The 20,740-nt window shown below is 74.6% G+C and carries 20 protein-coding genes and 1 riboswitch; of the genes, 3 read left to right on the top strand and 17 right to left on the bottom strand.

The genetic code is table 11. The features are described from left to right. Nucleotides 1-4: 4 nt before the first annotated feature. From LOK46_RS16860 to cbiE, 4 genes are read right to left on the bottom strand one after another with little or no spacing between them, the layout of a single operon-like run. The gene (locus LOK46_RS16860; protein WP_273558987.1) at nucleotides 5-1,321 is read right to left on the bottom strand and encodes a cobyrinate a,c-diamide synthase; all 1,317 of its coding nucleotides are present in this window, start codon (nucleotides 1,319-1,321) and stop codon (nucleotides 5-7) included. Further along, nucleotides 1,318-2,094, bottom strand: a complete 777-nt coding sequence (cobM, locus tag LOK46_RS16855) for a precorrin-4 C(11)-methyltransferase (protein WP_273558986.1) — start codon at nucleotides 2,092-2,094, stop codon at nucleotides 1,318-1,320. Before cobM ends, LOK46_RS16860 begins: the two co-directional genes overlap by 4 nt. Next, the gene (locus LOK46_RS16850; RefSeq protein ID WP_443192822.1) at nucleotides 2,091-2,513 is read right to left on the bottom strand and encodes a cobalamin biosynthesis protein; all 423 of its coding nucleotides are present in this window, start codon (nucleotides 2,511-2,513) and stop codon (nucleotides 2,091-2,093) included. Before LOK46_RS16850 ends, cobM begins: the two co-directional genes overlap by 4 nt. Next, on the bottom strand, nucleotides 2,492-3,712 hold the full coding sequence (gene cbiE, locus LOK46_RS16845; protein WP_273558983.1) for a precorrin-6y C5,15-methyltransferase (decarboxylating) subunit CbiE: 1,221 nt from the start codon (nucleotides 3,710-3,712) through the stop codon (nucleotides 2,492-2,494). Before cbiE ends, LOK46_RS16850 begins: the two co-directional genes overlap by 22 nt. On the opposite strand from cbiE, the gene LOK46_RS16840 reads away from it, so the two are divergent. Beyond that, the gene (locus tag LOK46_RS16840; RefSeq protein ID WP_443192821.1) at nucleotides 3,711-4,538 is read left to right on the top strand and encodes a cobalt-precorrin-6A reductase; all 828 of its coding nucleotides are present in this window, start codon (nucleotides 3,711-3,713) and stop codon (nucleotides 4,536-4,538) included. The two genes, cbiE and LOK46_RS16840, sit on opposite strands and share 2 nt — an antisense overlap. Here LOK46_RS16840 and cobJ read toward each other — a convergent pair. From cobJ to LOK46_RS16795, 9 genes are all read right to left on the bottom strand, one after another. Then, complete coding sequence (gene cobJ / locus LOK46_RS16835; protein WP_273558981.1) at nucleotides 4,505-5,266, bottom strand: precorrin-3B C(17)-methyltransferase; 762 nt, start codon at nucleotides 5,264-5,266, stop codon at nucleotides 4,505-4,507. The genes LOK46_RS16840 and cobJ overlap by 34 nt on opposite strands. Then, nucleotides 5,263-6,042: a precorrin-2 C(20)-methyltransferase gene (locus tag LOK46_RS16830; protein ID WP_273558979.1), complete on the bottom strand. Its 780-nt coding sequence runs from the start codon at nucleotides 6,040-6,042 to the stop codon at nucleotides 5,263-5,265. Before LOK46_RS16830 ends, cobJ begins: the two co-directional genes overlap by 4 nt. Further along, the gene (locus LOK46_RS16825; RefSeq protein ID WP_273564612.1) at nucleotides 6,042-6,614 is read right to left on the bottom strand and encodes a precorrin-8X methylmutase; all 573 of its coding nucleotides are present in this window, start codon (nucleotides 6,612-6,614) and stop codon (nucleotides 6,042-6,044) included. Before LOK46_RS16825 ends, LOK46_RS16830 begins: the two co-directional genes overlap by 1 nt. Nucleotides 6,615-6,730: 116 nt before the next feature. Then, nucleotides 6,731-8,002, bottom strand: a complete 1,272-nt coding sequence (locus tag LOK46_RS16820; RefSeq protein WP_273558977.1) for a precorrin-3B synthase — start codon at nucleotides 8,000-8,002, stop codon at nucleotides 6,731-6,733. A gap of 74 nt (nucleotides 8,003-8,076) precedes the next feature. Next, nucleotides 8,077-11,406, bottom strand: coding sequence for a cobaltochelatase subunit CobN (gene cobN / locus LOK46_RS16815; protein WP_273558975.1), 3,330 nt, complete (start codon nucleotides 11,404-11,406; stop codon nucleotides 8,077-8,079). A gap of 46 nt (nucleotides 11,407-11,452) precedes the next feature. Beyond that, entirely contained in the window at nucleotides 11,453-12,487 is a 1,035-nt protein-coding gene (gene cobW / locus LOK46_RS16810; protein WP_273558974.1) for a cobalamin biosynthesis protein CobW, read from the bottom strand. Then, on the bottom strand, nucleotides 12,484-12,885 hold the full coding sequence (locus LOK46_RS16805) for a DUF1636 domain-containing protein (RefSeq protein ID WP_273558973.1): 402 nt from the start codon (nucleotides 12,883-12,885) through the stop codon (nucleotides 12,484-12,486). The genes cobW and LOK46_RS16805 overlap by 4 nt, the downstream gene beginning before the upstream one ends. Then, nucleotides 12,878-13,630 (bottom strand): CbtA family protein, encoded by a 753-nt coding sequence (locus LOK46_RS16800; protein WP_273558971.1) that lies wholly within the window; start codon nucleotides 13,628-13,630, stop codon nucleotides 12,878-12,880. Before LOK46_RS16800 ends, LOK46_RS16805 begins: the two co-directional genes overlap by 8 nt. 16 nt (nucleotides 13,631-13,646) lie before the next feature. Beyond that, nucleotides 13,647-13,829, bottom strand: a complete 183-nt coding sequence (locus LOK46_RS16795) for a CbtB domain-containing protein (RefSeq protein ID WP_273558969.1) — start codon at nucleotides 13,827-13,829, stop codon at nucleotides 13,647-13,649. Nucleotides 13,830-13,864: 35 nt separating this feature from the next. Further along, nucleotides 13,865-14,059, bottom strand: a riboswitch (cobalamin riboswitch). A gap of 161 nt (nucleotides 14,060-14,220) precedes the next feature. Here LOK46_RS16795 and LOK46_RS16790 point away from each other — a divergent pair. After that, nucleotides 14,221-15,585, top strand: a complete 1,365-nt coding sequence (locus tag LOK46_RS16790; protein WP_273558967.1) for a discoidin domain-containing protein — start codon at nucleotides 14,221-14,223, stop codon at nucleotides 15,583-15,585. Nucleotides 15,586-15,607: 22 nt separating this feature from the next. Here the strand turns inward: LOK46_RS16790 and LOK46_RS16785 are convergent, their stop codons facing one another. From LOK46_RS16785 to secG, 4 genes are all read right to left on the bottom strand, one after another. Next, nucleotides 15,608-17,200: a S10 family peptidase gene (locus LOK46_RS16785; RefSeq protein ID WP_273558966.1), complete on the bottom strand. Its 1,593-nt coding sequence runs from the start codon at nucleotides 17,198-17,200 to the stop codon at nucleotides 15,608-15,610. Further along, nucleotides 17,200-17,652, bottom strand: coding sequence for a DNA polymerase III subunit chi (locus LOK46_RS16780; protein WP_273558965.1), 453 nt, complete (start codon nucleotides 17,650-17,652; stop codon nucleotides 17,200-17,202). The genes LOK46_RS16785 and LOK46_RS16780 overlap by 1 nt, the downstream gene beginning before the upstream one ends. Before the next feature lie 58 nt (nucleotides 17,653-17,710). Further along, nucleotides 17,711-19,339 carry a CTP synthase gene (locus LOK46_RS16775; RefSeq protein ID WP_273558964.1) on the bottom strand — a complete coding sequence of 543 codons (1,629 nt, stop codon included), beginning with the start codon at nucleotides 19,337-19,339 and terminating at the stop codon, nucleotides 17,711-17,713. A 155-nt stretch (nucleotides 19,340-19,494) separates the two neighbouring features. Continuing rightward, on the bottom strand, nucleotides 19,495-19,926 hold the full coding sequence (secG, locus tag LOK46_RS16770) for a preprotein translocase subunit SecG (RefSeq protein WP_273558962.1): 432 nt from the start codon (nucleotides 19,924-19,926) through the stop codon (nucleotides 19,495-19,497). 307 nt (nucleotides 19,927-20,233) lie between these two features. Between secG and LOK46_RS16765 the strand changes: the two genes are divergently transcribed. Beyond that, nucleotides 20,234-20,692 (top strand): nuclear transport factor 2 family protein, encoded by a 459-nt coding sequence (locus tag LOK46_RS16765; RefSeq protein WP_273558960.1) that lies wholly within the window; start codon nucleotides 20,234-20,236, stop codon nucleotides 20,690-20,692. Nucleotides 20,693-20,740: the final 48 nt, after the last annotated feature.

Raw genomic sequence — 20,740 nt, 5'->3', positions numbered from 1 at the left:
GGCGTCACGGCGGATCGGTCGCGATCAGGTGGAAGAAGCTGCCGGTGACGGGTCCGACCCGGTGGCCGGCCAAACCCAGATCGACACCTTCGGCATCCGAGACGCGGGCGAGCGCCGTCGCCTCCGGGGCGATCGGCGAGAGCTCGCTGGCATAGTGGAACTCGTGGCCGACGAGGCGCGCGCCCGCGGCGCCGAGCATGCCGGATCCGCACAGCCGCGCGACGCGGTAGCCGAGATGCAGCTTGCGCCGGTGATACGAGGTCGCGACCGGCAGGAGGCCCGCCATGGGATGGGTGGCGCCGTCGGCATCCTGGAGCGTCTGCCCGAGGACCATGTAGCCGCCGCACTCCCCGTGGACGGGCCGGGTCCGGGCGAAGCGGCGCAGGCCGTCCAGGAACCGGGCCGCACCGGCGATCCGACCCGCGTGCAGCTCCGGATAGCCGCCGGGCAGCCAGCAGACGTCGCAATCCTCGGGCGGTCCTTCGTCGGCCAGCGGCGAGAACGGCACGAGCTCGGCGCCGGCCATCCGCCAGCCGGTCTCGAGATGCGGGTACAGGAAGCTGAACGCCGCGTCCCGGGCGACCGCCACGCGCTGTCCGGGCGGCCGGGGCAGCTGGCCGCCGGAGGCCGGCACGGCACCGCCCGCGCAGGCCGTCACGGCGTCGAGGTCGATGCCCGCCTCGGCGAGGTCGGCGAGGCGATCCAGACGGGCGGCGAGATCCGCGGTCTCGCCGGCCTGCACGAGCCCCAGGTGGCGCTCGGGCAGGACGAGCTGCGCGTCGCGCATCAGCGCCCCGAGCACCGGCAGCCCGGCGCGCTCCATGCCGGCCTCCACGAGGCGCCGGTGGCGGGCGCTCGCGACCTTGTTGAGGATCACGCCGGCGATCCGGATGCGGGGATCGTAGAGGGAGCAGCCGAGCGCCACGGCGGCGGCCGATTGCGCCGCGCCCGACACGTCCACCACGAGCACCACCGGCCAGCCGTAGCGCGCGGCGATGTCGGCATTCGCCCCGGTCCGGTTCTCGGCCGCCCGGACACCGTCGAACAGGCCCATCGACCCCTCGGCGATCACCAGATCGGCCGCCGCCGTCGCGCCCGCCAGGGCGTCGAGCAGCGGCGTCGCCATGGCGAAGCTGTCGAGGTTGAAGCTCGGATGGCCGGTCGCGGCCTGGTGGAAGGCCGGGTCGATGTAGTCGGGACCGCACTTCGCGCCGCGCACCCGCAGGCCGCGCCGCGTGAGCGCGCGCATCAGCGCGAGGGTGACGGTCGTCTTGCCGGAGCTGGAGCGCGGCGCCGCGACGAGGAGGCCGGGGGCGCTCACGGGCGGGTCCCGACCGTGCCGCCGGGCCGGTAGCGCCGGTCGTAGTCGGGCGCGTAGAGCGCGCTCTCGCGGAATTCCGCGGCGCCCAGCGCCGGTCCGACCAGGATCAGGGCGGTGCGCTCCAGGCCGGCCTCCGCGACGAGCCTCGGCAGCGCGGCGAGGTCGCCGACGAGCGCCCGCTCGTCCGGCCACGAGGCGCGGAACACCGCCGCCGCGGGGCAGGCCGGGCCGTAGAAGGGGATCAGCTCGGCGGCGACGGCCTCGACCACGTGGATCGACAGGTGGATCGCCAGCGTCGCGCCGGTGGCCGCGTAGGCCGCCAGCGTCTCCCGCTCGGGCATGGCGCTCGCCCGCCCGGAGGTGCGGGTCAGGACGACGCTCTGCGCCACGCCCGGAACGGTCAGCTCCCGGCGCAGCAGCGCGGCCGCGGCCGCGAAGGCGGGGACACCGGGCGTCACCGTGTAGGGAATGGCGAGCGCGTCGAGCCGGCGCATCTGCTCGGCCAGGGCGCTCCAGATCGACATGTCACCGGAATGCAGGCGCGCCACGTCCTGGCCGGCCGCGTGCGCCGCCCGGATCTCCGCCACGATGGCGTCGAGGTCGAGCGGCGCCGTGTCGACGATCCGGGCGCCGGGCGGGCACCAGCCCAGGATCTCGGGGGCCACGAGCGACCCGGCGTAGAGGCAGACGGGGCAGGCGGCGATGCGGTCGCGCCCGCGCACCGTGATCAGGTCGGCCGCGCCGGGGCCGGCGCCGATGAAATGGACGGTCATGGTTCCCGTGTCGTGTCGTATCGGACGGCCAGGGCGCAAGTGGCGCCGCCGCTCGCGATCCGGGGCAGGGCGAGGCGGCTCCGGGGGCCCGCGCCGGCGAGGGCCGCCGCCTCGGCCAGCGAGCCGACGCCGCGCAGGCGCTCGATCCGCGCCGAGCGGGTGACGACCTCGGCGTCGCGCGCCTCCAGCGCGGCGGCGGGGATGGGATGCGGCGCCAGGCCGAATCCGGCTGCCGCCGCGCGGATCGCCGGGTCCGCGGCCCGGTCGGCCGCCGTGGCCACGGCCGCGAGGCTCGACCGCGCGGCGCCGACCAGGGCGAGGGCGCGGTCGATCAGTCCCGCGATTTCCTCAGCATCTGTTTCCCGGCGGAAGCCGATGCCGGCGACCAGGGCTCCGGTCACGGCTTGGTCCAGGCCCACTGGGTCACCGGCATGGCGGGGCGCCAGCCGTGCATCCCTCCGACCGGGCTCGCCCGCTCCACACCGTAGCGGCGGAGCGTCCCGCCATGCGCCGCGAAGGCCGCGAGCAGTGCGGCCTCGCCCTCGAGGGTCACGGCGTTGGCCACGCAGCGACCGCCGCTCCGCAGCGCCGCCAGCGCCTCAGGCAGGACCCCCGGCTCCGACACGCCGCCGCCGATGAACACCGCGTCCGGCGCGGGCAGGCCGGCGAGCGCGCCGGGGGCCGTGCCGGCGACGACGGCGAGGTCCGGCGCGCCGAGCGCGACGGCGTTGCGGCGGATCCGCTCGGCGCGGTCCGGTCTCCCCTCGATGGCGGTGGCGCGCAGGCTCGCGTGGCGCAGCATCCACTCGATCGCGATCGAGCCGGCGCCGGCACCGACATCCCAGAGATGCTGTCCCGGATGCGGCCGCAGCGCCGACAGCGTCAGAGCCCGGATCTCGGCCTTGGTCAGCTGCCCGTCATTCTCGAACAGGCCGTCGTCGAGGCCCGGCGCGAGGGGCAGGGCGCGGCCGGCACCCGCCACCGCGAGCGCCACCGTGTTCAGCGGATCGATGTCGACTTCGTCGAACGCGTCGGCGCGGGCCGTGCGGACGCGCTCGCGCGGCCCGCCCATCGCCTCGAGCACCGTCAGCGTCGACGCGCCGAAGCCCCGGTCGCGCAGCAGGGCGGCGAGGGCGCCGGGCGTCGTGCCGTCCCACGACAGGACGAGCAGCCGCGACCCCGGCTGGAGATGCGGGACGATCCGGGTCAGCGCGCGGCCGTGCAGCGTGACCAGCGCGCACTCGGCGAGCGGCCAGCCGAGCCGGGCGCAGGCGAGGCTGAAGGCCGAGGGCTGCGGGAAGGCGCGGATCTCGCACGCCGGCACCAGCCGGGCGATCTCGGCGCCGATGCCGTAGTGGAACGGGTCGCCCGTGGCGAGGAGGCAGGTCGGCCGGCCACGCCGGGCGAGGATGTCTGGATAGGCCTCGTGGATCGGGCTCGGCCAGGGCCGCGTCTCCGCGTCGAGCGGCCCCGCGAGGGCGAGGTGGCGCCGGCCTCCGTAGACGACGCGGGCGGCGTCGAGCGCGGCGGCGGCGGACGGCGTCAGTCCGGCCCGGCCGTCCTCCCCGATCCCGACGATCGACAGCCACGGGACGCTCGACAGCGAGTCAGCGCTCATGGACAAGGCGCCCATGAACAAGGCGCCCATGAACACGCCGCCCTGGATTACCGGCACGATGCGGATCCTGATCCTCGGCGGGACCGGCGAGGCGAGCGCCCTGGTGCGGTCGCTCGCCGGCAGGCGGGATCGCGCCGTGACGCTGTCGCTGGCGGGCCGGACGGCGGCACCGAAGCCCGAGCCGGTGCCGACCCGGATCGGCGGGTTCGGCGGCGCCGAGGGTCTCGCCCGCTACCTGGAGGCCGAGGCGATCACCCGCCTGATCGACGCGACCCACCCGTTCGCCGCGCGGATGTCGGCCAACGCCGCGCGCGCGGCGGCCCTGACGGGGGTGCCGCTGCTCGCGATCCGCAGGCCGGCCTGGAACCGCGAGCCCGGCGACGACTGGATCGAGGTCGACGGGATGGAGGAGGCGGTCGCCGCCCTCGGCGCGGAGCCCCGGCGCGTGTTCCTGACGATCGGCCGGCAGGAGGCCGGGGCCTTCGCGGCGGCGCCCCAGCACAGCTACCTGGCGCGGACGGTCGAGCCGCTGGGCGGGATCCTGCCGGTGCCGCATCTCACCGCACTGGAGGCGCGCGGACCGTTCGACGCCGCGTCCGAGGCGGCGCTGATGCGGGCGAGCCGGATCGAGATCGTGGTCAGCAAGAACGCCGGCGGCGCGGCGACCTACGGCAAGATCGCGGCGGCGCGCGGCCTCGGCCTCCCGGTCGTGATGGTGCGGCGGCCGGGCAAGCCCGACGTGCCGAGCGTCGCGGACGCCGCCGGCGCGCGCCGCTGGCTGGACGCGGGCGATCACGCCGGTCCCTCGACCTTGCGGGCGGTGTAGACGAGCGGCGTCCGGCCCGCGCGCGGGATCAGCCGCGTCGTCGAGGCGCCCAAGATCACCATCGTGGCCATGTCGGTCGGTACCGCGGCCGCCTCGGCGAGGGTCGCGACCCGGATCGCCTCGTCCGGGCGGCTGACCGCGCGGGCGAACATCACGGGCGTGTCGGGCGCGCGGATCCCGGCCGCGATCTCCAGTGCCGCCCCGAGCTGCCAGGGCCGGGCGGTGGAGATCGGATTGTAGAGCGCCACCACGAAATCCGCGCGCAGCACCGCCTCCAGCCGCGCGGTCACGACCGGCCAGGGCTTCAGGTTGTCCGAGAGCGAGAGCGCGCAGAAATCCCCGCCGAGCGGGGCGCCGAGCCGGGCCGCGGCGGCGAGCATCGCGGTGATGCCCGGCTCCACCGTGATGGCGAGGTCGCGCCAGCCGGGCTCGCCGTACTCGACCGCCTCGAACACCGCCGCCGCCATGGCGAAGACGCCGGGATCGCCGCCGGAGACGACCGCGACCCGGCGCCCGGAAGCGGCGAGCTGCAGCGCGTGGCGCGCCCGGTCGATCTCGACGCGGTTGTCGCTGGCGTGCCGGACGAGGCCGGGACGCTCGGGCACGCGGGCCACGTACGGGAAGTAGCCGACGACGTCCTCCGCCGCGTCCAGCGCCCGGCGGGCCGACTCGGTCAGCAGGGCCGCGTCGCCCGGCCCGAGGCCGACGACGGTGAGGCTCCCGCTCACGGCCGACGGCCCTCTCCGGGCAGGAGCACCATCGAGAAGTAGGGCGCGTCGTCGTCGGCCTTGTCGGCCAGCATCACGACCCGCTCGCCCGCCATCGTGCCGCGCTCCACGTAGACGGCGCGCGCCAGCAGCCCGGCCGCCGACAGGGCGGCCCGCACCTTCGGCAGGTGGCGCCCGAGCTTCATCACCACGGCCGCGTCGGTGCCGCGCAGGCGCTCGGTCAGGGCGTCGAGCGACAGGGTCGCCGGCAGGACGGTGAGGACGTCGTCGCCCCAGGTGATCGGCGTGCCGGCCCGGGTCCAGCAGCCCGACATGCCGGTGACGCCCGGAACCACCTCCACGGGAAAGCGGTCCTTCAGGCGCCGCCACAGGTGCATGAACGACCCGTAGAAGAACGGGTCGCCCTCCGACAGGATCGCGACGTCCCGCCCGGCACCCAGGTGGTCGGCGAGCTGCCCGGCCGCGTCGTCGTAGAAGCCGGCGAGCGCCGCCACGTAGTCCGGGTGCTCGGGGTGGATCTCGGTCGTGTAGGGATAGGCGAGGGCCATCTCGCGGGCCGGGTCGCGCAGGATCGCGTCCGCGATGGTGCGGGCGTTGCCCCGCCGTCCGCGCTTGCAGAAATGCACCAGGACGGGCGCGCGCATCAGGATGCGCTGCGCCTTCACGGTCAGCAGCTCCGGATCGCCCGGGCCCATCCCGACGCCGTAGAGCGTGCCCGTGACCGCGGCCGCGGGGACTTCCTCGGTCGGGCCGTCGAGGCGTTCGAAACCGTCCATCACTCGACCTCGCTGGCGAGCGCGTTGACCGCCGCGGCCGTCATGGCGCTGCCGCCGCGCCGCCCGTGCACGACCACGAAGGGCACGCGGCCGTCCCGTGCCAGGGCCTCCTTCGACTCCGCTGCGCCGACGAAGCCCACCGGGATGCCGATCACCGCTGCGGGCGGCGCCACGCCGGCGTCGAGCAGCTCCAGGAGGCGGAACAGGGCGGTCGGGGCGTTGCCCACCGCCACGACGCTGCCCGGAAGGTGCTCCCGCCACAGCTCCATGGCGGCCGCGGATCGGGTCGTGCCGAGGCTCTTGGAGAGATCCGGCACGCGCGGGTCGCCCAGTGTGCAGATCACCTCGTTGCCGGCCGGCAGGCGGGCCCGGGTCACGCCGTCGGCGACCATGCGGACGTCGCACAGGATCGGCGCGCCGGCCTGGAGGGCCGCGACGCCGGCCGCGGCGAAGTCGGGCGCCATCTCCACGTCGGCCGGCAGGTCGGTCATGCCGCAGGCATGGATCATGCGGACGACGACGCGCTCGGCCGCGCCCGACCAGCGCCCGAGATCGGCCTCGGCGCGGATCATCGCGAAGGAGCGCGCGTAGATCGCGCCGCCGTCGCGGATATAGTCGTAGCGGGACGGGGACTCGTGGGCCGCGGCCGGCTCCGATCCTGTCTGGCGCAGGGCGTTCTGGCTCGCGCTCATGCCGGTCTCCTGGTCCTCCCGCATGCCGAAGGGGTGATCTCCGGCGCGAAGGCGGCGGAGAGCCCGTCGATCTCGGCCCTTCCTAGCCGCTCCAGCACGGCCTCGATAGGGAGATCCATCGCCGGCTCATCGCCGGGCGCGCCCCCGACCAACACGCCGTAGAGCCCGTCCCGGCCGACGAGGGTCAGGTCGGCCGGGCCCGGCCGCGCGCAGCCCTTGGCGCAGCCCGAGACGTGCGCGGCGCGGCCCGAGGCCGCCAGAGGGCCGAACGCCGCCGCGAGGCGCGCCGCGTCCGCGAGCGTGGGGGTCGATCCGGAGGCGCAGCCCGGGGCCCCCGTGCAGGCCGCGATCGCGCGCCGCGGATCGTCGGGGACGACGATGAACTCTGCCGCGAGGGCCGCCGTCGCGGCCGCCGCCGCGTCCGAGGCGGTGGCCGGCACCAGCAGCACGAACCCGCGCGTGGCCGAGAGGCGGATCTCGTCCGCCCCGATCGCCGTCGCCCTGGCGGCGACCCGTTCGAGCGCGTCGGCGGTGCAGCGCCCGAAGGGCGCGTCGATGGCGACGCTCCGGAGGTCCCGTGCGCCCGCCGGACGTGCCGGCTCCCGTCCCGGCGCGAAGCCACCCCGCGCCTTCGCCGAGCCGGCGGATGGCGCCGGCCTTCCGGAGCACAGCGCTCCGGTCAGCGCGGCCATCTCGCCGTCCGACAGGTCGCGCATCCGGCGCCGGCCGGTCCGCGCGAAGACGCCGAGCAGGGCCGCCACGTGGCCGGGCGCCGCGTCCTCCGCGCAGGTCAGGAGCGTCCGCGGGGTCTCACCGTGCGCGACCGCGATCGCGACGCGGCCCGGCCCCTCGGCGACGACGCTGAGATCCGCCTCCGGGACCGCCCGGCCGGGGCGGCCCTCCACGACGACCAGGGTCTTGGCCGGCAGCCCGGGGATCGCGAGCCCCGCGGTCTCGATGGCAGCGGCCAGGGTCGGCACGTCGACCGTCTCGTCCGGATCGTGGCCCGCCAGGGGGCTGGTGAGTGTCAGGCGCTGGGGGCCGCCGTCGGCGCGCACGTCGCCGAGGCCCTGGGCCGCGAGCCAGGCGGCCAGCGGCGCCCGCGTCGCCTCGGTGACGCCGCGAATCTGGAGATTGGCCCGCGCGGTGAGATCGAGGTGGCCGTTCCCGAAGCGCCGCGCGCCCTCCGCCACTGCGCGGGCCTGATCCAGGGTCAGGATCCCGAGCGGCGGGTGCACGCGCGCGAGCAGCCCGTCGCCGGTCGGCATGGGTCGCGCCAGGCCGGGGCACCAGCCGCGGCGGGCCGGCGCCTCGGGTAGGACGCGCCGATGCGGGGCGGCGCTCACTCGGCGGCCTCGCGCATCAGTGCGTCGGCCGGGAGGGCGTTGCGCCGGCTGTGCCAGAGGCCGCGGTCCCGCGCCTCGTCGAACCGCTCCAGGATCGCCCGGGCCGCGGCGGGATTGGCGGCGCGCAGCCGCTCGAACACTTCGGCGTCGGCGATCCAGGCCGCGTAGAGCGCCTCGAAGCCCGAATCCGTCACCGCGTCGCTCGCGGCGGCCAGGACGAAGACCGCGTCGAGCCCCTGGGCGAGTTCCTGCGCGCCCCGGTAGCCGTGGCGCAGCTGGGCCGCGATCCAGCGGGGATCGGCCAGGCGCCCGCGGATCAGGCGGACGGCGTCCTCCCGGGCCGTCCGCGCCTTCGGCCGTTCCGGCACCGAGACGTCGAGGCTGTAGAGGGCGGGGCTCGCTCCCTCCAGCGCAGCGGCCGCCGCGAAACCGCCCATCGCGTCGACGGCGGCGTCGCCGTCGAACAGGTCGCGCTCGGCCACGTCGAAGGCGTGGAGATAGGCGTCGGCCGCCGCGACCCTGGCGGCGAAATCGGCGTCCGGCCCCTCGCGGTCGCCGTAGGCGTGGCCGCTCGCGGCCAGGTAGGCGCGGCCGAGGTCGGCGCGGCCGTCCCAGGCGCCGTCGAGGGCCGTGGCGGCGGTGCCGGCGCCGTAGCGGCCGGGCGCGGCCCCGTAGACGCGCACGGACGCGTCACCCCGCCGCCGCGCCGCCGCCAGGGGATTCTCGTCGTCGGCCTCGTCCCGGTCCGCCACGGCGCGGGCGGCGCGGTCGAGCAGCGCCAGCGTGTCGGGGAAAGTGTCGCGGAACGCGCCTGAGACCCGCACGGTGACGTCGATCCGCGGCCGGTCCAGCATGGCGAGGGGCAGGATCTCGAAGCCGGTGACGCGGGTGCTGGCATGGTCCCAGACCGGCCGCACGCCCATCAGGGCCAGGGCGTGGGCCACGTCCTCGCCGCCGGTGCGCAGGGTCGGCGAGGCCCACAGGTCCATGATGATCCGGGCCGGATAGGCGCCCTCGTCCTGGAGGTAGCGGGTCACCACGGCGGCGGCGGCCTTCTCGCCGAGGAGCGCGGCTGCGCGGCTCGGGATGGCCCGCGGGTCGAGGGTCGCGAGGTTGCGCCCGGTCGGGAGCACGTCGGCCCGCCCGCGAGACGGGGAACCGGAGGGGCCGGGCCGGACGAACCGCCCGTCGAGGGCGGCGAGCAGGCCGGCGCGCTCGGAGTCCGCGCTCGCCGCGACGGCGTCCGCGGCCCCGTCCGGCGCGCGGGCGAAGACGTGCAGGCCGTCGCGGAAGACGGTCTCGCCGAGATCGCAGAGATGCGCGTCGAGTCGCGTCAGCGCCTCGTCCATCGGCGTGTCCGCGCCGATCCCGGCGCCGTCGAGCAGGCCTGCCGACTCGGCCTCCTCCAAGATGGCGCGGGCGATGAGATCGGCCCGGCGGGGGTCGAGCACGCTCGCGGCGGAGTACTCCTCCACCAGCTCGCGGAGCCGGGCCGCCTCGGGCGTCAGCGCGTGGACGGCGGTGTCGGGCGTGAGGTGACCGAGCGCGACCCCGCCGAGACGGCGCTTGAGCGGCGCGGCCTCACCCGGATCGTCGACGATGAACGGGTAAATCACCGGCAGCCCGCCGACGCAGAGCGCCGGGAAGCAGTCGGGTGACAGGGCCACGGCCTTGCCCGGCAGCCACTCCGCGGTGCCGTGCGTGCCGAGCTGCACCAGGGCGTCGAAATGCTGCCGCAGGCCGAGATGGAAGGCCAGGTAGGCGTGGGTCGGGGCCCGGTCGAGGTCGTGGTAGCCGGTCTTGCGGTCGGGGTCGCGGCCGCGGTCGGGCTGGAGGAAGACCGCGAGGCCGTCGTCCCGGACCATCCGGAACCGGAGGGCGCCGTCGACGCAGGCCGGGTCCGCTTCGGCCGCGCCCCAGCTGTCGGTGACGGCGGCGCGGACGTCCTCGGAGAGCGTGCGCCACCACGCCGCGTAGGCCGCCAGCGGCACCCGGAACTCGGCCGGGCCCTCCGTGAGCGCCGCCATGAGCGCGCCGGCCTCCGGCAGTGCGCCCGCCGCGTAGCCGGCGGCTGCGAGGTCGGCGGCGATTGCGCGGGCGCTCGCGGGCGTGTCGAGGCCGACCGCGAACCCGGCCCGGCCGCCGCGGGCGGGGTAGTCGGACAGCACCAGGGCCAAGCGCCGCGCCGCCCGGGGCAGGGCGGCCAGCCGCAGCCATCCCGCGGCCCGGTCAGCGAGCGCGGCGATGCCGACCTCGTAGGGCGCGGCGCGCCGCTCGGCGAAGCCGGCGATCTCGGCGCTCTCCTCCTTGAACGAGATCGGGAAGCCCGAGAGCCGGCCGTCGAATTCCGGCAGCGCGACCTGCATGGCGAGGTCGGCCGCGCCGAGACCCCGGGCGGAGGCCTCCCAGGCCGCGCGCGGCGACCCCACCGTGAAGGCCTGGAGCACCGGGCAATCGGCGCCGTCGAGGACGAAGTCGGTCTCGTCCTCGCGGGCCGAGAACGCGGTGGCGGCGATCACGAGGTCGGGCCTGCGCGCCCGCACGGCCGCGGCGACCGCGGCGGCGGCCTGCGGCTCCTTCAGGCTGGACACGGCCATCGGCAGCACGCCGATCCCGCGGGCCCGCAGCGCGGCGGCGAGGGCGACGAACGGGCCGGTGTCGCCGCCGAGCACGGCGGACCGGTAGATCAGGAGGAGCGCGACGGGCTCGGCGGCGATCCGCGCTCCGGCGAGCGGGACCGCGGTCGCGGCCGCGGCGAGGGCTGTCTCGAGGGGAAGAACTCCGCAACCGGGACACCAGGGAAAACCGCGCGGGAGCGGCACGGGCGGCTCGACCGGTCCGTCGGCGCCCAGGCGGACCGCCAGGCTCCGCAGCATGCGCCACAGGTTGTCGGGCCCGCCGGCGCGGAAATAGCCGTCGAGCTGCCCGGCGAGGTCGGGATCGGTGGAGAAGGACGCGAGGCGCGGATCCGGCCGGTCGTCGCCCGGCAGGACCGCGAGAACGACACCCTGCGCCCGCGCGGCCTCGGCGCAGCGCTCGATCCCGTAGCGCCAGTAATCGAGCCCGCCGAGGCAGCGGATCACCACCACCTTGGCGCGCGCCACCACGCGCTCGACGTAGAGGTCGACCGAGAGCGGGTGCCGCAGCTTGGCGAGCTTCGCGAGCCGCAGGCTCGGCAGGCCGGGCTCCGCGGCGTGGGCCTGCCCGACCGAAGCGAGGTCGCTGTCGGTGAATGACAGCACCACGAGGTCGCCGGGCTCCTGCCCGAGATCCACGGCCGCCTCGCCCTCGTCGAGGGAGACGGCATCGATGCGCACGAGGTGCACCGCGGCGGCCCCTAGAGCGAGTCCGGGCGGGCGTGCGCGACCGGCCTCATCCCGCGAGGGCCGCCGCGACGGCGTCCTTGTCGAAGCCCTTCAGGCCGATCACCACCAGCGTCCCGTCGCGGGCTTCCCCGGCCCGCCAGGGGCGGTCGAAATGATGGGTCACGCGGCGGCCGACGCCCTGCACCACGAGGCGCATCGGCTTGCCCTCGACCTCGGCGAAGCCCTTGATGCGCAGGACGCCGGCCGCCTCGGCCGCCGTCTCGACCCGGGCCGCGAGATCCCCCGCGGTCACCGCCGCGCGCACCGGCAGCGCGACCGTCTCGAAATCGTCGTGGTCGTGGTCCTCGCCCTCTCCGTGATGCGAGGGGCGGGCGTCGAGATCGTCCTCGGCGGCCGCGCCGAGGCCGAGCAGCACCCGCGGGTCGATGGCGCCGTTCTCGGTCTCGACCACTTTCACGGCGCGGGGCAGGTGCCCCTCGACCTCGGCGCGGACCCGCGCCCGGGTCGCGGCGTCGATCAGGTCGGCCTTGTTGACCACCACGAGGTCGGCGCAGAGGAGCTGGTCCTCGAACACCTCCTCCAGGGGGTTGTCGTGGTCGACCGACTGGTCGGCGGCCCGCTGGGCCGCCAGGGCCTCCGGATCCTCCGCGAAGGCGCCCGAGGCCAACGCCGGGCCGTCGACCACCGCGACCACGCCGTCGACGGTCACCCGCGAGCGGATCGCCGGCCACTGGAACGCCTGGACCAGCGGCTTCGGCAGGGCGAGGCCGGAGGTCTCGATCAGGATGTGCTCCGGCGGCTCGGCGCGGCCGAGGAGGGTCTCCAGCGCCGGCACGAAATCGTCCGCGACCGTGCAGCAGATGCAGCCGTTCGGCAATTCGACGATGGCGTCCTCGGTGCAGCCCTCGACGCCGCAGGCCGCCAGGAAGGACTTGTCGAAGCCGATGTCGCCGAACTCGTTCACCAGGATGGCGAGGCGGCGCCCCTTGGCGTTCTCGACCACGTGGCGGACGAGGGTCGTCTTGCCGGCCCCGAGGAAGCCGGTGACGATGGTGCAGGGGATCTTGTTGACGAGGGTCATTCCGCGGCCTCCAGGGTGCCGGCGGGGAGCGGGCGGGGTTCTGGGAAAGGGGGGATGCGGGCGATCACGCCCTTGCGGAACGCCTCCGGACGCTCGCGCCAGGGCACGATGCCGTCCGGGGTCGCCGCGTAGGCCGCGAGCCCGCCGAGGATGATCTCGGCCGAGGCGGCCGGATCCATGTCGCCGTAGACGTAGGTCCAGCGGTCGGCCGCGGCGACCGCCACGGTGCAGGGCCGCTTGCAGACCGACAGGCACTCCACCGCCTCGACCCGCAGGTCCGGCGTGCCGCCGCTTTGCGCTCGGAGCGCCTCCAGCAGGCGGGCCCCGGCGCGGGGCCCGTCCGGGTCGTCGTCCGGGCGGCGGCAGGCGGTGCAGACGTAGAGCACGGTCTCAGGCACGGGCCGCCCCCCGATCAGCGCCGCGGGCGAAGGCCTGCCACGCCCAGCCGAGCCCGAGCCCGATCAGGATCCAGAACACGAAGCTGATGGCGAGCGACCGGGCGGCGAACTGGGCGGCGAGCGCGGCCGGGAGTTCGGACGAGGCCTCGGGCGCCTGCGGGGCGCCGACGACGTGCGGGGTGATGATCAGGACGAGCCCCCCGAGGATCGTGATCAGCGCGCGGCGGATGGTGATCAGGTAGAGTCCCATCCCGGTCGCCGCGGCGGTCATCACCCACCACGCCTGACGCGTCGCGAGCGGCGCTGCCGCGCTGCCGGGCAGTTCCGGCGGCAGGCCGAGGCCCGGCGCGAGGGCGACGCTGGCGAAGCCCGCCACCGCGAAGGCGAGGCCGACCTGCGGCGTGGGTTCGCGGCCGCAGGCGAGCATCACCGCGCCGAGCAGCAGCGCGTAGCCGACGCCACCGACGAGGGTCGCGAGCCCGGTGAAGGCCATCCGCGGCAGGCCGGGGCCGGGCTGCCATTCCGGCGCGGCGTCGGGCGCGGCGTGGTCGTGCCCGGCATGGGCCAGCACGATCGGGAGCGCCTTGATCGGGAGCGCCTTGGCGGCCTGACGCGGCGCCTCTTGCTGCTCGTAGCGCTCGGCCGCCACGATCAGCGGCGAGGTCAGCGTGAGTTCGAGGCCCGTCACGACGGCAGCCGCGAAGAAGCCGGCGGCGAGCGCCGCCGACAGGAGCCGGATGATCATCCCTGGTCCGGGGACGTCAGTGGCAGGGGAAGTTCTGGGTGTGTCGGAAATCGTGCGCCGCGTTGTGGAGCGCGATCGCCGGCGAGAAGCCCGCCATGAACAGCAGGCCGAGGCCCAGCACGGCCGCGAACGCGACGGCGATCGGGCGCTCCGATGAGCGGGTGCCGGCGGCGACGGGGGCGAGGGTTTGCGTCGTCATCAGAAGCGTCTCCAGCCGCCCCACCGGCGGCATTGCGGGATCCTGTCGCGACGGCAGGTCTCCTGGCTCGCGGCTCGGCGCGCCCACCGCCTTCCCGGATCGCTCCGGTGGCGCATGGCGGGCGCTCGCCGCTGACAGTTGCGGGGGCAGCCGCGGAATCGGGGCTTCAAACCCCTCACCGCATTCCCTTTTCACCCCGTCTCCGGGGCACCGTCGCCCGGCCGTTGTAGACGCATGACCGCCGGGACACAACGGAGCGGCGCCGGATCGCGACCGTTTCCCGCGCCCGCCCCGCTATCGGGGCGGGCTTGACGGCCGCGCCCCGGAGCGGGCACCGCCGCACCCGATACCCGCCCGGCCCCGGCGCGGGCCCTGAACTCCCGGAGACCCGATGGCCCCGACAGACGATCCGACCCCGGTCCTCGTCGATCTCGCGGCCGGCCGTGACCGGCGGATCGTCTCCGATGCGGCGACGGGAACGACCTGGCTCGAGGTCGACCTCGGCGGCCGGTTTCCGATCCACTCCGTCGCCCTGCGGTCGGGGGAGGCGGCGGTTCCCCCGGAGCCCGGCGACGTCGCGGTGGCGGTCTCGCAGGACGGCGCGACGTGGACCGAGCCGGACCTCGCCGGCTGGACCGCGACCCCGGACGCCCTCGTCGCCGCGATCGTCCCCGACGAGCGGGCTTGGGCGCGCGCGGTCCGGATCGCCGCGCCCGCACCGGCTCAAATCATCGGCGTCGGGATCCGGGCCGACGAGGCCGCGGTCGACCTGATCGCGCTGCGGGCGATGCTCGGCCTCGACGTGACGCTCCTGAACGAGAAGTCCGGCGCCAACGTCTACGTCACCTACAATCTGCGATCGGCGCCCGACCGCGCCAGCCACGCCCTGGTCGGCCTGTCGCTGTTCGAGAACGGCGCCTTCGGCAACTGCCTCGTCCAGTACATCATCGCGGTATCGATCGCGAAGGCGCTCAACCTGAAATACATCAAGGTACCCAAGGTCGACCGCAGCAAGGTGATCTTCCTGACCGAGCGCCTGACCTGCGACGGCATCACCTTCATCCCGCCGGACGAGCCGCTGCCGCCGGACGGCTACTTCCTGTCGGGCCTGTTCTTCGACCCGACGCAGTTCGAGCGCGTGACCGCGCTGCGGGGACCGACGGACTCGCGCGCGATCGTGCAGAGCGTGATCCGGCCGCTGTTCAACGGCCTGCCCGAGACCTTCCCGGCCAAGCCCGACGACCAGCTCCTGATCCACATCCGCTCGGGCGACATCTTCAGCACCTGGGTCGATCCGCACTACCCGCAGCCGCCCTTCGCGTTCTACCGGATGGTCATCGACCGGTTGCTGGCCGAGGGCCGGATCCGCTCGGTCAAGCTCGTGTTCGAGAATCGGCTGAACCCGGTCATCGCGGAGGTGGAGGCCTACGCGGAGCGACGCGGCCTGCCGGTGGAGATCCAGAGCGAGTCGCTGATCTCCGACGTCGCGGCCCTGGTGAACGGCCGCTATCTCGTCTTCGGGCTGGGCACCTTCGGGCCGGGGATCTGCCACCTCTCGGATCGGGTCGAGCAGGTTTTCTACTTCGCGTCGAACTGGCCGCAGGGTTTCCAGTCGATCCCCACCATCGGCAAGGTCGTCGAGGTGCGCGATCTCGAGGGCCGCTACATGAAGGTCGGGGAGTGGCAGAACACCGAGGCACAGCGCCGGATGATGGTGGAGTACCCGGCCGAAGCCCTCGCCTTCGACGACGCGTGACCGCTGCGCCGGGCCGGAGACGCTACGGCGCGGTCCTGAGATGCTCGGCGGGGGCGCCGGCCGGACGGGTCGCGCCGGCGTCGCGCACCTTCAGGGCGTCCGTGTACATCCGCTCGACGTCCGCCTTGAAGGCGGCGCGCGAATCCGGTCGCGTGTAGAACATGTGCCCGCCCGGGTAGACCGCGAGGCTCAGGCGACCGGCCGCGTAGGCGGGGACCTGTGCCAGCAGGAGCTTCGAGGCGAAGTACGGCGTCACCAGATCGGTGAAGCCGTGCGCCACGAGGACGCGCAGGTGCCCGTCGAGGGCCAGATCGCCCTTCAGGTTCGACAGGACCTCCGGGGCCTGCCGACCCGAGCCCCAGCTCCAGCCGCGGTTGACCGCGTTGCTCAGCAGCTCGTAGCGCATGTTGGTCACCGGCCACTTCAGCGTGCGCGCGTAGAGGTCGAGCATCGCGCTGGTCAGCGGCGCTTGGAGGGCCGTGAGCTGCGGATCCTCGAAGCTCGACTGGGCGGCGTCCGGATTCGGGTCCCAGCCGGTGATGCCGGTGTCGTAGGCGCTGGTCACGCGGCCCTCGGAGCGGTCGATCTCGCGCTGAACGCTCCGGGTCGAGAGGCGCGCCGCCTGCGCGCGCACCAGGGCGGGGTCGAGGCCGACGAGGGGCGCGACCTTCTCGGTCATCCGGGCGACGGCGGCCGTGTCGCTCGGCCCCTTGAGCAGGTCGCTCAGGTACGGGCCCGAGGCGTAGGCCTCCGCGTCGCCGAGCAGGGTGGGCGTCGGCACCGTGCCGGCCCGCTCGAGGGCGCCGGCCGCCAGCGAGGGCAGCTTCAGCACGTAGCCCCACGGGTTGGCCCGCGGCGTCTCCAGCCACGCGAAATCGAGCACCGGCGACAGCAGCACCATGCCGGACAGGCCGACGCCGATCTCCTCCTGGAGTTTCTCGGCGATCAGCGGGCCGCGGAAGCCGCCGTAGCTCTCGCCGACGAAGAATTTCGGGCTCGCCATGCGGTCGTTGACGCGCAGGTAGCGGGCGACGGTCGCCGCCAGGGTCGAGGCGTCCGAATCGACCGACCAGTAGGCCTTGCCGTTCCCGTCCGCGGCCCGGCTGTAGCCGGTGCCGACAGGGTCGATGAACACGAGGTCGGTGAAACCCAGCCACGTCCCGTCGTTGGGCGTCAGCGTCACCGGCTGGGACGGGCTGATGCTGTCCCCGCCGACCGGCAGCCGCCAGGGCCCGATCGCCCCGATGTTGAGATAGGCCGACGCGGCGCCCGGGCCGCCGTTGACCGCGAAGGTGACGGGACGCTCCCGGCCGGCCTGCGGCGCCATCGTGTAGGCGACGTAGGCGATCTCGGCCTGAAGCTTTCCCGCCTCGTCGACGAGGGGCAGGCTGCCGGCCGTTGCGGTGAAGTCGAGGGTCCGGCCGTCCGGCAGCGTCACGCTCTGCTTCGTCGTCGCATCGGGCGGCAGGCGGCGCCCTTCCGGGCCGCGCGGCGCCGGCTTGGCCTCCGCGGGATGCGGGTGCGGCGCGTCCTGGGCCAGCGTGGCCGAGGGCGCGGCCAGAGTCAGGGCGAGGGCGAGCGCGGCGCGCCCGAGACGTGCGTGGGGGGCCACCATCAAGCCTTCTTGTTCCAGCGTCCGGAATCGTCCTGCTGCCAGTAGGCCACCGCGTGACCGGCGTCCTTGGCCTGCTTCCACTGCTCGCGGGCGCGCAGGAGCGCGTCCTGATCGGACCCGTCGAACAGGATGCAGATCCGCTCGTACTGCCCGGCGTCGGGCGGCAGGTCGGCGCCCTCCACCAGGAAGCGGATCGAGGCCGCGTTGGGATTCACGTCCCGGAGCGTGAGCACCACCGGCTGGCTCGCGGAATCGGGCTCGCGGTCGGTGCCGTGCGGCAGGAAGCTCTCGTCGGAGTAGGTCCAGAGGTGGTCGTCCAGCGCCTGCAGGCGCTCCTCGCTCGCCGCCTGGATCGCGGCCTGCCAGCCGCGGTCCAGCGACCGCTCGACGAGGTTCGGCAGCACCTTCTCCAGGGGCTGCCGCTGCATGTGGTAGAAGAGGATCTCGGTCACGACGCCGAGGATATAGGGCGCCGGGCCGCCGCGCGAGCAGCGGCGCGGAGCCGCGGCCTCAGACCAGGCGGCTCTGCTCGATCGCGGCGCCGACGAAGCCCTTGAACAGCGGGTGCGGCTCGAAGGGGCGGGACTTCAGCTCCGGGTGGAACTGCACGCCGATGAACCACGGATGCCCGACATGCTCGACGGTCTCGGGCAGGAGGCCGTCGGGCGAGACGCCGGAGAAGCGCAGGCCCTTGGCCTCCAGCCGCTCGCGATAGGCCATGTTGACCTCGTAGCGGTGGCGGTGCCGCTCCGAGATCTGATCGGACCCGTAGATCTGGGCGATCTTCGATTCGGGATCGAGCTTCGCCTCGTAGGCGCCGAGCCGCATCGTGCCGCCGAGGTCGCCGGCCGCGGCGCGCCGCTCCAGCTCGTTGCCGCGCAGCCACTCGGTGAGCAGGCCGACCACCGGCTCGGCGGTCTCGCCGAACTCCGTGGAATTGGCCTCCGGCATCCCGGCCAGCGAGCGGGCGGCCTCGATCACCGCCATCTGCATGCCGAAGCAGATGCCGAGATAGGGGATGCGCTTCTCGCGGGCGTACCGGGCCGCCCGGATCTTGCCCTCGGCCCCGCGCTGGCCGAAGCCGCCCGGCACCAGGATCCCGTTGAGACCTTCGAGGAAGGGCGCCGGATCCTCGCGCTCGAAAACCTCGGCCTCGATCCACTCGAGGTTGACCTTCACCCGGTGGCTGATGCCGCCGTGGGTCAGCGCCTCGGTCAGCGACTTGTAGGCGTCTTTCAGCCCCGTGTACTTACCCACGATGGCGATCGAGACCTCGCCCTCGGGGTTGCGCACGCGCTCCGCGATGGTCTGCCAGCGGCCGAGATCCGGCTCCTCGCCGTGCTCGAGGCCGAAATGGCCGAGCACCTCCCGGTCGAGGCCGGCGGTCCGGTAGGACAGCGGCACCTCGTAGATCGAGGCCACGTCCCGCGCCTCGATCACCGCGGTCTCGCGGACGTTGCAGAACAGCGCGAGCTTGCGCCGCTCATCGACAGGGATATCCCGGTCGCAGCGGCAAAGCAGGATGTCGGGCTGGATGCCGATGGAGCGCAGCTCCTTCACGGAGTGCTGCGTCGGCTTGGTCTTCAGCTCGCCGGCCGACGGGATGTAGGGCAGCAGCGTCAGGTGGACGTAGCAGCAGGTGCCCCGCGGCAGTTCTTGCCCGAGCTGCCGGATCGCCTCGAAGAACGGCAGGCCCTCGATGTCGCCGACCGTGCCGCCGATCTCCACCAGCACGAAGTCGAAGCTGTCGTTGCCGTCGAGGACGAAGTCCTTGATCGCGTTGGTGACGTGCGGGATCACCTGGATCGTGGCGCCGAGGTAGTCGCCGCGGCGCTCCTTGGCGATGATGTCCTGGTAGATCCGCCCCGTCGTGATGTTGTCGGCCCGGCTCGCCGGAACGCCGGTGAAGCGCTCGTAGTGCCCGAGGTCGAGGTCGGTCTCGGCGCCGTCGTCGGTGACGAACACCTCGCCGTGCTGCGTCGGGCTCATCGTGCCCGGATCGACGTTCAGATAGGGATCGAGCTTGCGCATCCGGACCCGGTAGCCGCGGGCCTGAAGCACCGCCGCCAGGGCCGCCGAGGCGAGGCCCTTGCCGAGGGAGGAAACCACGCCGCCGGTGATGAAAACGTACCGCGTCATGGGCCTCGGTCCATAAAGAAGCTGCTGGCATTTGCCAAACGGCGGAGGCCCCGGCCCGCGCATGGGCTGGGGATCGCGCGACGCATGGCGTGGACCGGCCGAGCGCCGGTCCGTCGGGATAAGGGTCGACGCCGCGCCGCCGGCGGCGCGCGCCGTCAGCGCGACTGCGGCGCTTCCGGAACCGCCGGCTGGGCGGGGGCCGGCTGGGCCGGTGCCGGTTGGGCCGGCGCGGTGGCGGGCGCCCGGTCCTGCTGCTGGCGCAGCGTGTCGAGCAGGTTGTCCGCACCGGTCGGCTGCTTGGCCGGCTGGCCGGACGTCTGCGGCGCGCCGGTATCGAAGATCGACTTCGGCGCCGCCGAGCGGTGCGACAGGATGGCGAGGACCATGCTGGTGGTGAAGAACAGGGCCGCCAGGATCGCGGTGGCCCGCGTCAGGGCATTGGCCTGGCCGCGGCCGGTCATGAACCCGCCGACGCCGCCACCGCCGCCTCCGCCGAGCCCGAGGCCGCCCTCGGAGCGCTGGAGCAGCACGACGCCGATCAGCGCGAGCACGATGATGAGGTGGACGACGATCAGGACGGTCTGCATCGGTGTTCCGGGATCTTCTTCAGCGCCGCGCGCCGGCAGCGGGCACCGGAAGACGAACGCACGAGGGCCGGGGCCAACGATCGTTCACGAACCTCCCGGGCACGCGGGCGTGCGGCGGGAGCTTCGGGGGCGACGCTTCGGGCGGACCGGCCGGAATTCGGCGACGGCATACACCACCGGCCGCCCGTCGCCAACCTGACGCGAGCGGCCGGCTGTCCGCTTCGACCCTCGCCTTCGGCCGCGCATCGTGCTCTCTGCCGGGAAAGGGCGGTCGACCGAACGCGCCGCCCGGTCCGGGAGGCAAACCATGTCCGTGTCCCGCCGTGCGGCGCTCGCCGCCGCCATCGCCGCGCCCGTCCTGATCCGGTCCGGCCCGGGCTCAGCGGCCGGATCCGACGCCACCGCCCAGGGCGCCGCCGTCGAACAGGCCGTCGACGCCCTCACCAAGGCCCTACTGGCCGCGGACGGGCCGGCCCTCGACGCCCTGGTCCTCGACGGTCTGAGCTACGGCCATTCCAGCGGTCAGGTGCAGGACAAGACGGCCTTCATCGAGACGCTGACCAGCAAGCGCTCGACCTTCCCGAGCATCAGCCTCTCGGACCGGTCCGTCTCGGTGATCGGCGACGACGCGATCGCGCGCCACGTCTTCACCGGCGAGGTGGTCTCGGGCGGCAAGACGTCGCCGGTGCATATCGGCGTGATGCAGGTCTGGCACAGCGACGGCGGCCGCTGGCGTCTGCTCGCCCGGCAGGCCTTCAAGATCTGACGGCCGCGCGGCGCGACCATCGCGCGCCGTTAGCGGGCGCGGCGCCGC

The sequence above is a fragment of the Methylobacterium sp. NMS14P genome (assembly GCF_028583545.1).
Lineage (GTDB): Bacteria > Pseudomonadota > Alphaproteobacteria > Rhizobiales > Beijerinckiaceae > Methylobacterium.
Note: the sequence above shows the minus strand (reverse complement) of the source record. Positions and strands in the feature narration are given on the sequence as shown.

Excerpts from the sequence above, each read along its gene's own strand:
- cobM (WP_273558986.1), bottom strand. The coding sequence starts at position 2,094 with ATGACCGTCCATTTCATCGGCGCCGGCCCCGGCGCGGCCGACCTGATC.
- LOK46_RS16840 (WP_443192821.1), top strand. The coding sequence starts at position 3,711 with ATGGACAAGGCGCCCATGAACAAGGCGCCCATGAACACGCCGCCCTGG.
- cbiE (WP_273558983.1), bottom strand. The coding sequence starts at position 3,712 with ATGAGCGCTGACTCGCTGTCGAGCGTCCCGTGGCTGTCGATCGTCGGG.
- LOK46_RS16830 (WP_273558979.1), bottom strand. The coding sequence starts at position 6,042 with ATGGACGGTTTCGAACGCCTCGACGGCCCGACCGAGGAAGTCCCCGCG.
- LOK46_RS16825 (WP_273564612.1), bottom strand. The coding sequence starts at position 6,614 with ATGATCCGCGCCGAGGCCGATCTCGGGCGCTGGTCGGGCGCGGCCGAG.
- LOK46_RS16820 (WP_273558977.1), bottom strand. The coding sequence starts at position 8,002 with ATGCCGACCGGCGACGGGCTGCTCGCGCGCGTGCACCCGCCGCTCGGG.
- cobW (WP_273558974.1), bottom strand. The coding sequence starts at position 12,487 with ATGACCCTCGTCAACAAGATCCCCTGCACCATCGTCACCGGCTTCCTC.
- LOK46_RS16800 (WP_273558971.1), bottom strand. The coding sequence starts at position 13,630 with ATGATCATCCGGCTCCTGTCGGCGGCGCTCGCCGCCGGCTTCTTCGCG.
- LOK46_RS16795 (WP_273558969.1), bottom strand. The coding sequence starts at position 13,829 with ATGACGACGCAAACCCTCGCCCCCGTCGCCGCCGGCACCCGCTCATCG.
- LOK46_RS16790 (WP_273558967.1), top strand. The coding sequence starts at position 14,221 with ATGGCCCCGACAGACGATCCGACCCCGGTCCTCGTCGATCTCGCGGCC.
- LOK46_RS16785 (WP_273558966.1), bottom strand. The coding sequence starts at position 17,200 with ATGGTGGCCCCCCACGCACGTCTCGGGCGCGCCGCGCTCGCCCTCGCC.
- LOK46_RS16775 (WP_273558964.1), bottom strand. The coding sequence starts at position 19,339 with ATGACGCGGTACGTTTTCATCACCGGCGGCGTGGTTTCCTCCCTCGGC.
- secG (WP_273558962.1), bottom strand. The coding sequence starts at position 19,926 with ATGCAGACCGTCCTGATCGTCGTCCACCTCATCATCGTGCTCGCGCTG.
- LOK46_RS16765 (WP_273558960.1), top strand. The coding sequence starts at position 20,234 with ATGTCCGTGTCCCGCCGTGCGGCGCTCGCCGCCGCCATCGCCGCGCCC.